An 11,712-nucleotide genomic window follows, 5' to 3' on the forward strand; every position below is an offset into this window, starting at 1 on the left:
CGACATCGTCCTGAGCGATCGTCACGCGCCCGAGCACCTCGCACGTACCGCGGTCGAGATGATCGAAGCCGACCCGACGCGCTGGGCAACGCTCAGCACGGTCGCCTATGCGCTGGGATGTGCAACGGCAATGGAAACGGCAGCGGCGCCAGCGGCAATGGCGGGGCCAACGGCGTCGGCAACGGTCGCGGCAATGGAAGTGGCGCTGGCGGCAACGGTGGCCAAGGCGGTAGTGGCAGCGGCGGTTCGGGTAACGGCGGCGGTACCGGCGGCAGCGGTGGCCACGGCAATGGCGGCGGCAACGGCAATGGAAACGGCAGCGGCGGCGCCGGCAATGGCGGGGCCAACGGCGTCGGCAACGGTCATGGAAATGGAAGTGGCGCTGGCGGCAACGGTGGCCAGGGCGGTAGTGGCGGCGGCGGTTCGGGTAACGGCGCCGCTACCGGCGGCAGCGGCGGCCACGGCAATGGCGGCGGCAACGGCAATGGCGGCGGCAACGGCAATGGAAACGGCAGCGGCGGCGCCGGCAATGGCGGGGCCAACGGTGTCGGCAATGGCCATGGCAGCGGGAACGGCAATGGCGGCGGTCACGGCAACGGCGGATCGTCCGGAGGCAACCACTGACCTGCCGCGTTGCCCGACCGGGTGTCGTCAGAGCATCTCGAGCGCGCGCTTGCTGCGTGGCGGACGAAAGTACGCGTCAAGCTGCGCGCGCTCGTCATCGCTGAACATGAAATCGAGCGCGGCCCGGTTGTCGCGCACGTGCTCGATCCGCGACGCCTTCGGGATCGCGAAAACCCCCGGCTGCGCAAGCACCCAAGCGAGCGCGACGCGCATCACCGACACCCCGCGCTGCCGCGCGATCTCGTCGAGCGGCGAGCGCTTCGGCAACCGTCCGTGGTCGACCGGGCTGTAGGCCATCGCCGGCATCCGGTGCTCGGCAAGCCATGGCAGCAAGTCGAATTCCGGGCCTCGCCGCGCGATGTTGTAGAGGATCTGGTTGGTCGCGCATGCGCCGCCACCGGCTTCATCGACGAGCTCGGCCATGTCGGCCGTATCGAAGTTGCTGACACCCCAGCGACGGATCTTGCCCGCGCGCTGCAGCGCTTCGAAGCCTTCGATCGTTTCATCGAGCGGCACCGAGCCGCGCCAGTGCAGCAGATACAGGTCGAGGCGATCGGTACGCAGGCGCTTGAGGCTCGCGTCGCACGCGGCAACGACGCCGCGCCGGCTCGCATGGTGCGGATACACCTTGCTGACGAGGAACACGTCGTCGCGCAGGCCCGCGAGCGCCTCGCCGATCAGTTCCTCGGTCGCGCCGTCGCCGTACATCTCGGCCGTATCGACCAGCGTCATCCCGAGCTCGACGCCTTCGCGCAGCGCGGCGATCTCGTCCGCGCGCCGGGCCGGCCGCTCGCCCATTTCCCACGTGCCCAGGCCAAGCTTCGGAATCGTCTCGCCGTCCGGCAGGACGACCGTGGCGATCGTGTCTGTCATGCGTTCCTCGTTGCGGATTCGTGGCCGCGCACCGCGGCCCAGGCATGGAATACGACGCATCAGTGTAGTCAATCGGCGCGCAATTCACCTATTGCACGACGAAAACCGGCTATAACGGCGCCACGTGATGACTTAGAATGGCCGCAACCTGATCGATACCCACTCCATGAAGGCATCCACGGACGACCGCTGGCAGGACCTGCGCCCCGACCCCGACAACGACACGCCGCTCTACCTGCAGCTCGCCCGCAAGCTCGGCGACGCGATCCACGACAACCGCTGGACGGCCGGTGAGGCATTGCCCTCCGAACGCGTGCTGTCCGATGCGCTCGGCGTATCGCGCATCACCGCGCGCAAGGCGATCGCGTTGCTCGTCGAGCAAGGCCTGATACGCCGCACGCAGGGCGCCGGCAACTTCATCCAGCCGCGCTACGAGGATCCACTGTCACGGCTGTCGAGCTTCAGCGAAATGCTCGAACGGCGCGGCTTCAAGCCGAGTTCGCAATGGATCGCGCGCGAGATCCAGCCGGCGAACCGCGACGAAGTGATCCAGCTCGGGCTTTCGCCGGCCGCATCGGTCACGCGCCTGAAGCGCCTGCGCCTCGCCGACGGCATCGTGATGGCCGTCGAGAACTCGACGTTCCCCGCGACGCTGATTCCCGATCCGCAGGCGATCGGCGGGTCGCTGTACAGCTATCTCGAGGCGCGCGGCACGCCGATCGTGCGCGCGCTGCAGCATTTCCGCGCGGTCAACGCGACCGACGAAATCGCCGAACAGATGGGCATCGCGCCGCACGACGCGCTGCTGCTGATCACGCGGATCGGCTATACGTCGGACCAGCGCGCGATCGAACTCACCGATACCTACTGCCGCAACGACTACTACGACTTCGTCGTCGAGCTGCGCAAGTAACGCACGTGCGCGGCCGGCGGCGGTCGCCAGCGCTCACAGCCAGCGCGCGTCGTCGGTGCCGAGCGGCACGGGCGGCCGCGCGAACGACGGCGGCGTCACCGACAAGCGTTCGGCCGGCCGCACGGCGTCGATCGCGCCGAACGGCGACACCGTACGGTCGATCCGGTCACGCACGTCGGCAAGCGCGAGATCGGGTGCGCGCAATCCGTCCGGCACGACGCCGAACGACTGCAGCCAGCGGCCCGTCTGCGCGAGCGACAGCCGTACGTGCCAGCTTCCTCCTTCGCGCGCCCGGCGCGCAAGCGCGATCATCGCGCCGAACGCCGCGAGATACCCCGTCGCATGATCGAGCGCCTGGCACGGCAGGTGGCGCGGCCGGTTCACGTGCGCAGCCTGTTGCTCCTGCCACGCGATCCCGCTCGCCGACTGCACGAGGCTGTCGAAACCGCGCCGCTGCGCCCACGGCCCCGCGTGCCCGTACGCGGACACCGATACGCAGACGATCCCCGGCCGCAGTTCCGCCAGCATCTGCGGCGCGAAACCGCGCGCCGCGAGCGCGCCGGGACGGTACGACTGCAGGAACACCTCCGCGTCGCGCGCGAGCGCGTGCAACGTATCGACGCCCGCCGCGTCGCGCAGGTCGATCCACGTCGAGCGCTTGCCGCGTCCGTTGTCGATCACGAGCGGCGCGATGTTCGGCAGGTGCGGGCCGTTGACGAGCAGCGTCTGCGCACCGTGCGACGCCAGCGTGCGGCCCGCGACCAGCCCCGCGATGATGCGAGTGAGATCGAGCACGCGCACGCCGGCGAGCGGCTGGCTCGCTTCGCCGCGACCGATCGGCTCGACCGGCGCGTCGCCGATCCGCTCGATCTCGAACAACGGCAGCGATGCGATCGCGCGCGCCTGTTCGTGCGCCGCCCATTCGTCAGGCATTCTGATCAACGCCGCGCACAGGCCGGCCTCGGCCAGCGCGGTATCGAGCGCCGCGCCGTCCCACGTGCGGATCGCCGCTGCGACGTCGGACGGCTGCGGGCCGCAGCCGAGCACGTCGAGTATTCCGTGCAGGTGATGCGCGAAGTTCGCGTGCAGTTGAATCCAGCGCCCGTCGCGCGTCTCGAAGAAACCCGTCACCGGATGACGCAACTCCGGCGGCGGGCCGTCGTCCACGCGCAGGTAGCGTTCGCTGCGGAACGCGACGAGTGCATCGCGCACCGACACGTCGACCGTCTGCGCCACACCCGTGCGAAGCCGGTGGCATTCGGCCGCTGCGAGGCCGGCTGCCGCGATCGTCGCCGCGGCGAGCGTGCCGACCTGAAACGTCGACGGCAGCGTCGGGTCCTGCCCGGTCAGCGTCACGCGAGTCAGGGCCTCGGAGTCGCCGTGCGCGAGTTGCCACAGATGAGTCAATGCGAGTTCGGGTGTCATGGTGGGATGGGTGCAGTAGAGAAGACGAAATCGAGTCTAGAATTCGCGACAGGCGCGATCAATCTTGATTGCACGAATCAATACATAACGAATAGTTGTAGCGGGGCCGCGCTTCATGCGCCCCGCCGGGAGCGATCGGCATGACATCCCTCAGCGCGCAGGAAGCCGCCGGCATCCTCGGTGTCGGCGTAAGCACGCTCTATGCGTACGTGAGCCGCGGCCTGCTGCGCTCGCTGCCTGACGGCGCGAGCAAGCGCCGCCGCTACGACGCCGACGAAGTGCGCCTGCTCGCACGCCGCCGCGCCGATGCGAAACGCGCGGGCGGCGTCGCCGAGCGCTCGCTCGACTGGGGCGTACCGGTGCTCGAATCGCGGATCACGCAGATCGCCGGCGGCCGCCTGCGCTACCGCGGCGCCGATGCGATCGCGCTGGCCGACGCCGCGACGCTGGAAGAAACGGCCGCGCGGCTCTGGGACTGTCCGCCCGCGCGGCTTGCCGCCGCGTCGCTCGCGTCGTCCGGTTTCGACGTCGCGCAGTGGGACGACTGGGCGCGCCGCTGGGCGCATCTCGCGCCGCTCGAACGCACGCTGGTGCTGTTACCTGCCGCGGCCGCGTCGCTGCCGCGCCTGTGGGCGCAGGGGCGCGACGCGCAGCTCGATTCGGCTGCGCTGCTGCTGCGCGTCGCGGCCGCCGCGCTCGCCGGCATCGCACCGGGCGACGCGCCCCTCCACCAGCAGCTTGCGGTTGCATGGCACGTGCGGCAGCCCGCCGAAATCGACCTGCTGCGCCGCGCGCTGGTGCTAAGCGCCGATCACGAACTGAATCCTTCGACTTTCGCGGTGCGCTGCATCGCGTCGACCGGCACCCACCTGTTCGGCGCGATCGCCGGCGGGCTCGCGGCGCTGTCGGGCCCGCGCCACGGCGGCGAGATGTTCCGCGCGGGCACGCTGCTCGACGAGGCGGCCCGCGCCGCCGACCTCGATCGCTACCTCGCGCTGCGGCTCGCACACGACGAGCGCGCGGACGGCGGCCGCACCGCGCTATCCGGCTTCGCACACCCGCTCTACCCCGACGGTGATCCTCGCGCGAAGGCCCTGCTCGACGCGCTGCACGCAGCGGCGCCGGACTGTCCGGCGCTGCACGCGGCCAGCGCGCTGATCGCGCGCGTCGAAGCGGCGACGGGCCTGCGCCCGGCGATCGATTTTGCGCTCGCGTTGCTGGAACGCGCGCTGGCGCTGCCGGATGGCGCAGCGTTCACCCTGTTCGCGGCCGGCCGCACGGCCGGCTGGATCGCGCATGCGCTCGAACAGCATGCGGAAGGCAAACTGATCCGCCCCCGCGCGCGCTACATCGGCAGCGACGCGGCCGCGTGACGCCGGCCGTCGCGCCACGCGACGAGCGGCCGCCACCACACTTGCGCGGTGCGCGCGGCCGACGCCGCGAGCGGGCCGAACGCGAAAGTCGCGCCGTGCGGTCCCGCGCTGACCCACACGCGCATGCCGGGCAAAAGCGTCAGCGAATCGCCCGCACCGAGCCAGTGATCGTCTGCCTGCCCTTCGACGGTCGCCCACGCTTCGCCTTCGGCCACCTCGAGCATGGTGCGATCGACGATCCGCCACCGCCCGGCCGGCTCGTCGCCGTCCATCACGTAGAGTCGCAGTTCGCGCATGGCAGCCTCCTGGTCGCACGAGTTCGATGCCACCAGTATTTCGGACAGTGGCAGCACACGGACAGATACGCCTGCAGACACTTTTGACCGAACCGTACTGGTCACTGGACTGGGACAGGCATCGCCGGCGGCATTCGCGCCGAACCTGCGCCGCGCGGCGGCTTTCCCTACAATGTCGGCTGTCCCGCGCCACCGCCCTGCCTCCATGTTCCAGCGCCCACCTGCCGCCGCTCCCGGCGAAAAGAACCTTACCGTCATGCTGTGGCTCGTCGCGACGGGCTTCTTCATGCAGACGCTCGATTCGACGATCGTCAATACGGCGCTGCCGTCGATGGCTGCGAGCCTCGGCGAGTCGCCGCTGCGAATGCAGTCGGTCGTGATCGCGTACTCGCTGACGATGGCGGTGATGATCCCCGTGTCCGGCTGGCTCGCCGATACCTTCGGCACGCGGCGCGTGTTCTTCAGCGCGATCCTGGTGTTCTCGCTCGGCTCGCTGCTGTGCGCGAACGCGCATACGCTGACGCAACTCGTCGCGTTCCGCGTCGTGCAGGGGGTCGGCGGCGCGATGCTGCTGCCGGTCGGGCGGCTCGCGGTGCTGCGCACGTTCCCGGCCGAACGCTACCTGCCCGCGCTGTCGTTCGTCGCGATTCCCGGCCTGATCGGCCCGCTGATCGGGCCGACGCTCGGCGGCTGGCTCGTGAAGATCGCGTCGTGGCACTGGATCTTCCTGATCAACGTGCCGGTCGGCGTCGCGGGCTGCATCGCGACCTTCTATTCGATGCCCGATTCGCGCAACCCGGCAGTCGGCCGCTTCGACCTGAAGGGCTACCTGCTGCTGACGATCGGCATGGTCGCGATCTCGCTGTCGCTCGACGGCCTCGCCGATCTCGGGATGCAGCACGCGGCCGTGCTCGTGCTGCTGATCCTGAGCCTTGCGTGCTTCGTCGCGTACGGGCTGTATGCGGTGCGCGCGCCGCAGCCGATCTTCTCGCTCGAGCTGTTCAGGATCCACACGTTCAGCGTCGGGCTGCTCGGCAATCTGTTCGCGCGGATCGGCAGCGGCGCGATGCCGTACCTGATCCCGCTGCTGCTGCAGGTGAGCCTCGGCTACTCGGCGTTCGAGGCCGGGCTGATGATGCTGCCGGTGGCGGCGGCCGGGATGTTCTCGAAGCGGATCATCACGCGGCTGATCACGCAACACGGCTACCGCAAGGTGCTGCTCGCGAACACGATCATGGTCGGCGTGATGATGGCGAGCTTCGCGCTGATGCGCGACACGGTGCCCGTCTGGGTGAAGGTCGTCCATCTCGCGCTGTTCGGCGGCTTCAACTCGATGCAGTTCACCGCGATGAACACGCTGACGCTGAAGGATCTCGGCACGGGGGGCGCGAGCAGCGGCAACAGCCTGTTCTCGCTCGTGCAGATGCTGTCGATGAGCCTCGGCGTCACGGTCGCGGGCGCGCTGCTCGCGACGTTCACGGGCATGCTGCGCACCGTGACGCCGAGCAACACGCTGCCGGCGTTCCATGCGACATTCATCTGCGTCGGGATCATCACGGCGGCTTCCGCGTGGATCTTCGCGCAGCTCGCGCCCGAGATCCGCAGCACCGCGCGCAAGACCGACCCGTCCGAGCGCGCGTGACGCGCGGCGCGCGCCGAACCGGGTCGGCGCGCACCATTGCGGTGCAGCGCGGCCCCGCGATGCGCCGGCGATGCCCGGCGGCTCGAGCGCGACGCGCCGCCGCACGGGGTACGATGCCGTGCACGCTTCTTGCTCGCCTATTCTCTAGGTAAACTGGCAGTCTTCCTTCGGCCGACATCATGAGCATGATCGAAATCGATCCCCCCGGCTTTCAGCCGCCCCGCCCCGTCGCCGGCGACGACGGGAACCGGCGCACCGTGCTGTACGGCGGCTACACCGTGTTCAGCGTGTTCCAGCCCGTTTTCTCGGTGTCGCACCGCCGCGCGATCGGCTATCACGCGTCGCTGCGTGCGCACGACGAGGAAAGCCGCCAGGTGGCGTCGCACGAGGTGTTCACGCAGGCGGCGCGGCGCGGCGACCTGCTCGAGCTCGGCCGGCTCGCCGAATCCCTGCATCTCGGCAACTTCCACGCGTTCGACAGTCATGACGAATGGCTCTTCCTGAGCCTGCATCCGGCCGCGCTGATGGACACCGTCTACAGCGACGCCATGCTCGCGAACCTGAAGGCGCTCGGGCTGCCGCCGCATCGCGTGGTGCTCGAGGTGCCGGAACAGGCGGGCGGCGAGACACCGCGCTACGCGGCGATCGTCGACGGGCTGCGCAAGGCCGGCTTCCTGATCGCGCTGGTCGGGTTCGGCGCGAAGCATTCGAACATCGACCGCGTGTGGCACCTGCATCCCGACATCGTCACGCTCGACCGCGGCATCCTCGCGCAGGCGAGCGAGCACTCGCATCTCGAACGCGTGCTGCCGGGGCTCGTGTCGCTGCTGCACGAATCCGGCCAGCTCGTGCTGATGGGCGGGCTCGCGACCGAGCGCGATGCGCTGATCGCACTGGAATGCGACGTCGATTTCGTGCAGGGCCAGTACTTCGCGGGGCCGAGCGTCGAACCGGTGCAGCCGCAGGCCGCCGCGGGCTGCATGGATACGCTGTCGGCCGCGCTGCGGCTGCGCGTCGCGCAGCGTGAACGCACGCAGGCGGAACGGCTCGCGCCGTACGTCGCCGCGCTCGAGGAAGCAAGCCGGAAGCTCGTCGCAGGCGAATCGCTTACCGACGCGGCGGCCGCCGTGCTCGGGTTGCCCGAGACCGCGCGCTGCTTCCTGCTCGATGCATCGGGACGCCAGATCGGCGACAACGTGCTTGCACGCGGCAGCGTATCGCAGCGCGCCAAGCGTTTCCGGCCGCTGCTGCACTCCGAAGGCGCGAGCTGGGAACGCCGCCCGTACTTCATCGACGCGATGCGCGCACCGGGCCGCGTGCACCTGACGCCGCCCTACCTGTCGATCAACGAGGCGCACCTGTGCGTGACCGCGTCGATCGCCGCGCCGGTCGCGACCGGCATGCAGGTGCTCTGCGTCGACATCAACTGGGAAGCGGCGCTCAACCAGTAAGTGCGACCGCGCGCCGCCTTCACGCGGCGCCGGCCGCCTTGCGGACGATCAACCGGTGTACGCGCTTGCCGGACGAGGCGCTGACGACTTCGTGCTCGTCGAGCACGTACACGCCGGCGCCGAGCGCCGCATGCATCCGCGCCGAATCCAGTGCCGTGTAGAGGCGACCGCGCTCGTCGCGCAACGTGCCGTTTCCGGCCACCCGCCAGCTCAGGTACAACGTGCCGCCCGGCATCAGCAGATCGCCCAGCCGCGCGGCGGCGGCGGCCGCATCGGCCTGTTCGAGATGCATCACGACCGTTTCGCACAGCACGTTACGAAACGAGCCGGATGGCACGCCGGCCAGCGCCGGCAGCGTGGCGAGTTCGAAGCTCAGGTCCGGATGGTGCCGCCGCGCCTCGGCGAGCAGCGCGGCGCTCGCGTCGTAGCCACGCACGTCGAAGCCGCGCGACGCAAGCCAGGCCGTATCGCGGCCCGCGCCGCAACCGACGTCCGCGGTCGGCCCCGGCGAGAAATGCTGCTCCAGCAGCGCGTACATGTCGTCGGGTGCGGCCTGGTCGAGCCAGTCCTGCGCGTATTGCGCGGCATGGGCGTCGTACGCATCGAGCGTCGGGCGATCCACCATGATGAGTGCTCCGCATAGGCGTCGTATGACGCACCCCGCATCTTAGCCGTTGCGCCCGGCCTGTGGTGCCGCACACGAGGCCCGCACAGGCGATCGTCTGACGCCGGGCTACGCGGCCCGCACGTCGCCCGCGCGTGGCACCTGCGCGGTCAGCTCGGCCCACAGCGCGTCGCCGCGCCATGCCGGGCGCACGGCCGCGCCCTCGGCGTCGTGGACAAGCGCGCACAGTCTCGCATTGACAGGCGCCGGTGCGCCGAAACGCGCGGCCAGCCGCACGATCTCACCGTTGATCCACTCGACTTCCGTCGCGCGGCGCGCCGCAAGATCGTCGGACATCGACGAACGCGCAAGCGGGTCGATCGCAAGCATCCGGCCGCCGAGCACACGGAAAGCCGCATCGGGCAGATCGAGCACGGCAGGGATCCTGGCGGCCGGCAACGGCGTCAGCCGCGCCGGGCGAATCGCGGCCCGCGCCAGCCAGTGCAGCGCCTCCCGCTGGGCCAGCGCGACGCAGCGACGGTACGCGCGTTGCGCGAGTTCGTCGCGCAGCGGCAGGTTCGCGAGCGCATTGACCGCGTTGTTCAGGTTGAGCAGCAGCTTCGCCCACTGCACGGCCGGTATGTCGCGATGCAGCGCGAGCGGCAGCCCGGCGCGCGCGAACGCGCCGGCGAACGGCTGCAGCGCGGGCGACGCTTCGGCCGCGAGCACGCCGGCCGAGCCCTGGTGAAAGGCGCCGGGACCGCGCTCGATCACGTTGAACGGCACCATGCCGGCCAGCACGGTCGCTTGCGGCAGCGCGTCGCGCAGCACGTCGGCATTGTGCAGGCCGTTCTGGAAGCTGATCACGACCGTGCCCGGCCGCAGCACGCCGGCCAGCTGCGCCGCGGCCTCACGGGTCGCGGCCGATTTCACCGCCACGAGCACGAGCCGCGCGGCGGCCGCAACCGCCGGATCGGTCGCGAACGCGACATCGGCCGGCGCGAGCGTCGCGCGATAGCCGCGCTGGTCGGTCAGCGTCAGCCCGTGCCGATGAATCGCATCGCCGATCCGTGCGCGGCCGACGAGCGTGACATTCGCGCCGGCCGCCGCGAGCCGGCCGCCGAGATAGCAGCCGACGGCGCCCGCGCCAATCACGCAGACCGGTGCGTCAGACATGCGAATGCGCGCCGCCGTGCACAGGGCCGGCGCGCCGCTCGACTTCGCGGCGCACTTCGCCGCGCAGTCCCGCGAAGAACGCGACCTCGGCGACGACGAACAGCGGCCCGACCATCAGCCCGACCAGATCGTCGACGAAGGCGGGCTTGCGTCCTTCGAACCAGTGCCCGACGAACTGCACGATCCAGCCGACGACGAACGCGCCGATGCCGACCGCAAGCCATTGTGTCGTCGGCAGCAACGCGAGCGACTGCGCGGCCCACAGGCCGAGCACGAACAGCGCGGTCATCACGAGCCCGAACCGCAGGTCGAGGCGCAGGTAGAACACGACGAACGCGACCGCGAGCAGCAGCGCCGGCGACAGCGCGATGCCGGCCAGCATCCCGACCGCCGGCCGCGACAGCAGCACCTCGACCGCGAATACGATCATCGGAATCCCGACCAGATGCGTCGCGATGTTGCGCGCGTCACGGTGGTAGGCCGCATATTGCGAAAGATGGTCTTCGAGCGTCTTCATCGCGTCTCCTGGTCGGTTGTTGAGCGCTATGATGCGCGTCACGCCCGAGAACCTCTGTCAGCTACCCGACATCGCGTATCCATGCCTGCTCCGCTCGCCCCGTACCTGCCGCAGATCGAAGCGAACCCGTGGTTCGCCGCGCTGCCGCCCGCGTTGCGCGCGGACCTGGTTGCCAGTGCGGTGCTGCGCCGCCTGCCCGCGGGCCACGCGCTGTTCCGGCGCGGCGACCCGCCGTGCGGGCTGTACGCGGTGCTGACCGGTTCACTCACCATAGGTGCGGTCGACCCGCAGGGCAAGGAAGCGCTGCTGACGGTCGCCGAGCCCGTCACGTGGTTCGGCGAAATCGCGCTGTTCGACGGCCAGCCGCGCACGCACGACGCGATCGCACTCGACGACACGCTGCTGCTGCACGTCCCGCAGGCCGCACTGCTCGCGATCCTCGACGCGACGCCGCAATACTGGCGGCAGTTCGCGCTGCTGATGGCGCAGAAGCTGCGCCTGAGCTTCCTGACCGTCGAATCGATGAGCGTGATGCCGGCCGCGCAGCGGCTCGCCGCCCGCCTGCTGATGATCGCCGACGGCTATGGCGGGATCAGCGCCGGCCGCACGCGCATCCGGCTGTCGCAGGAAAAGCTCGCGGCAATGCTGTCGCTGACGCGGCAGACCACCAACCAGTTGCTGAAGGCACTGCAGGCCGACGGCGTCGTGCGGCTGCACGTCGGCGAGATCGAGCTCATCGATGTCGACGCGCTGCGGCGCGCGAGCGGGTTGCCCGACGGCATGCGCTGAGCCCCGGCACCACCGTTGCGCGGCCACCC

12 protein-coding genes are annotated in these 11,712 nt (G+C 70.2%); 5 read left to right on the forward strand and 7 right to left on the reverse strand.

The window, feature by feature from the left end; all coding sequences use genetic code 11:
• Positions 1 to 105 precede the first annotated feature (105 nt).
• Both HAV18_RS29585 and HAV18_RS29590 read right to left on the reverse strand, forming a co-directional pair.
• A complete protein-coding gene (locus tag HAV18_RS29585) occupies positions 106 to 591 on the reverse strand; it encodes a hypothetical protein (protein ID WP_166963214.1) in 486 nt (161 codons plus the stop codon).
• A gap of 60 nt (positions 592 to 651) precedes the next feature.
• Entirely contained in the window at positions 652 to 1,497 is an 846-nt protein-coding gene (locus tag HAV18_RS29590) for an aldo/keto reductase (RefSeq protein ID WP_166963216.1), read from the reverse strand.
• Positions 1,498 to 1,663: 166 nt separating this feature from the next.
• Between HAV18_RS29590 and HAV18_RS29595 the strand changes: the two genes are divergently transcribed.
• Positions 1,664 to 2,410 (forward strand): GntR family transcriptional regulator, encoded by a 747-nt coding sequence (locus tag HAV18_RS29595; protein WP_021156386.1) that lies wholly within the window; start codon positions 1,664 to 1,666, stop codon positions 2,408 to 2,410.
• A gap of 33 nt (positions 2,411 to 2,443) precedes the next feature.
• On the opposite strand, the gene HAV18_RS29600 is transcribed toward HAV18_RS29595, so the two are convergent.
• A complete protein-coding gene (locus HAV18_RS29600) occupies positions 2,444 to 3,835 on the reverse strand; it encodes a CoA transferase (protein ID WP_166963218.1) in 1,392 nt (463 codons plus the stop codon).
• A gap of 140 nt (positions 3,836 to 3,975) precedes the next feature.
• Here HAV18_RS29600 and HAV18_RS29605 point away from each other — a divergent pair, with 140 nt between their 5' ends.
• Entirely contained in the window at positions 3,976 to 5,208 is a 1,233-nt protein-coding gene (locus HAV18_RS29605; protein WP_166963220.1) for a citrate synthase family protein, read from the forward strand.
• On the opposite strand, the gene HAV18_RS29610 is transcribed toward HAV18_RS29605, so the two are convergent.
• Entirely contained in the window at positions 5,181 to 5,504 is a 324-nt protein-coding gene (locus HAV18_RS29610; protein ID WP_166963222.1) for a DUF2917 domain-containing protein, read from the reverse strand. The two genes, HAV18_RS29605 and HAV18_RS29610, sit on opposite strands and share 28 nt — an antisense overlap.
• Positions 5,505 to 5,709: 205 nt before the next feature.
• Here HAV18_RS29610 and mdtD point away from each other — a divergent pair, with 205 nt between their 5' ends.
• Together mdtD and HAV18_RS29620 are read left to right on the forward strand one after the other, a co-directional pair.
• Positions 5,710 to 7,146 carry a multidrug transporter subunit MdtD gene (gene mdtD, locus HAV18_RS29615; protein WP_166963224.1) on the forward strand — a complete coding sequence of 479 codons (1,437 nt, stop codon included), beginning with the start codon at positions 5,710 to 5,712 and terminating at the stop codon, positions 7,144 to 7,146.
• 179 nt (positions 7,147 to 7,325) lie between these two features.
• Entirely contained in the window at positions 7,326 to 8,597 is a 1,272-nt protein-coding gene (locus HAV18_RS29620) for an EAL domain-containing protein (protein WP_166963226.1), read from the forward strand.
• Positions 8,598 to 8,616: 19 nt separating this feature from the next.
• On the opposite strand, the gene HAV18_RS29625 is transcribed toward HAV18_RS29620, so the two are convergent.
• The 3 genes from HAV18_RS29625 to HAV18_RS29635 all read right to left on the reverse strand — a co-directional run bounded on the left by HAV18_RS29625 (position 8,617) and on the right by HAV18_RS29635 (position 10,894).
• The gene (locus tag HAV18_RS29625; RefSeq protein WP_166963228.1) at positions 8,617 to 9,222 is read right to left on the reverse strand and encodes a bifunctional 2-polyprenyl-6-hydroxyphenol methylase/3-demethylubiquinol 3-O-methyltransferase UbiG; all 606 of its coding nucleotides are present in this window, start codon (positions 9,220 to 9,222) and stop codon (positions 8,617 to 8,619) included.
• 108 nt (positions 9,223 to 9,330) lie between these two features.
• Positions 9,331 to 10,377, reverse strand: a complete 1,047-nt coding sequence (locus HAV18_RS29630; protein WP_166963230.1) for a 2-dehydropantoate 2-reductase — start codon at positions 10,375 to 10,377, stop codon at positions 9,331 to 9,333.
• Positions 10,370 to 10,894: a DUF962 domain-containing protein gene (locus tag HAV18_RS29635; RefSeq protein ID WP_166963232.1), complete on the reverse strand. Its 525-nt coding sequence runs from the start codon at positions 10,892 to 10,894 to the stop codon at positions 10,370 to 10,372. The genes HAV18_RS29630 and HAV18_RS29635 overlap by 8 nt, the downstream gene beginning before the upstream one ends.
• Positions 10,895 to 10,975: 81 nt before the next feature.
• Here HAV18_RS29635 and HAV18_RS29640 point away from each other — a divergent pair, with 81 nt between their 5' ends.
• Positions 10,976 to 11,683, forward strand: a complete 708-nt coding sequence (locus HAV18_RS29640; protein ID WP_166963234.1) for a Crp/Fnr family transcriptional regulator — start codon at positions 10,976 to 10,978, stop codon at positions 11,681 to 11,683.
• The last annotated feature ends 29 nt before the right edge of the window (positions 11,684 to 11,712 follow it).

The organism is Burkholderia sp. D-99 (assembly GCF_011605345.1).
GTDB lineage: Bacteria > Pseudomonadota > Gammaproteobacteria > Burkholderiales > Burkholderiaceae > Burkholderia.

Excerpts from the sequence above, each read along its gene's own strand:
- HAV18_RS29610 (WP_166963222.1), bottom strand. The coding sequence starts at position 5,504 with ATGCGCGAACTGCGACTCTACGTGATGGACGGCGACGAGCCGGCCGGG.
- HAV18_RS29625 (WP_166963228.1), bottom strand. The coding sequence starts at position 9,222 with ATGGTGGATCGCCCGACGCTCGATGCGTACGACGCCCATGCCGCGCAA.
- HAV18_RS29635 (WP_166963232.1), bottom strand. The coding sequence starts at position 10,894 with ATGAAGACGCTCGAAGACCATCTTTCGCAATATGCGGCCTACCACCGT.
- HAV18_RS29595 (WP_021156386.1), top strand. The coding sequence starts at position 1,664 with ATGAAGGCATCCACGGACGACCGCTGGCAGGACCTGCGCCCCGACCCC.
- HAV18_RS29605 (WP_166963220.1), top strand. The coding sequence starts at position 3,976 with ATGACATCCCTCAGCGCGCAGGAAGCCGCCGGCATCCTCGGTGTCGGC.
- HAV18_RS29620 (WP_166963226.1), top strand. The coding sequence starts at position 7,326 with ATGAGCATGATCGAAATCGATCCCCCCGGCTTTCAGCCGCCCCGCCCC.
- HAV18_RS29590 (WP_166963216.1), bottom strand. The coding sequence starts at position 1,497 with ATGACAGACACGATCGCCACGGTCGTCCTGCCGGACGGCGAGACGATT.
- HAV18_RS29630 (WP_166963230.1), bottom strand. The coding sequence starts at position 10,377 with ATGTCTGACGCACCGGTCTGCGTGATTGGCGCGGGCGCCGTCGGCTGC.
- mdtD (WP_166963224.1), top strand. The coding sequence starts at position 5,710 with ATGTTCCAGCGCCCACCTGCCGCCGCTCCCGGCGAAAAGAACCTTACC.
- HAV18_RS29600 (WP_166963218.1), bottom strand. The coding sequence starts at position 3,835 with ATGACACCCGAACTCGCATTGACTCATCTGTGGCAACTCGCGCACGGC.
- HAV18_RS29640 (WP_166963234.1), top strand. The coding sequence starts at position 10,976 with ATGCCTGCTCCGCTCGCCCCGTACCTGCCGCAGATCGAAGCGAACCCG.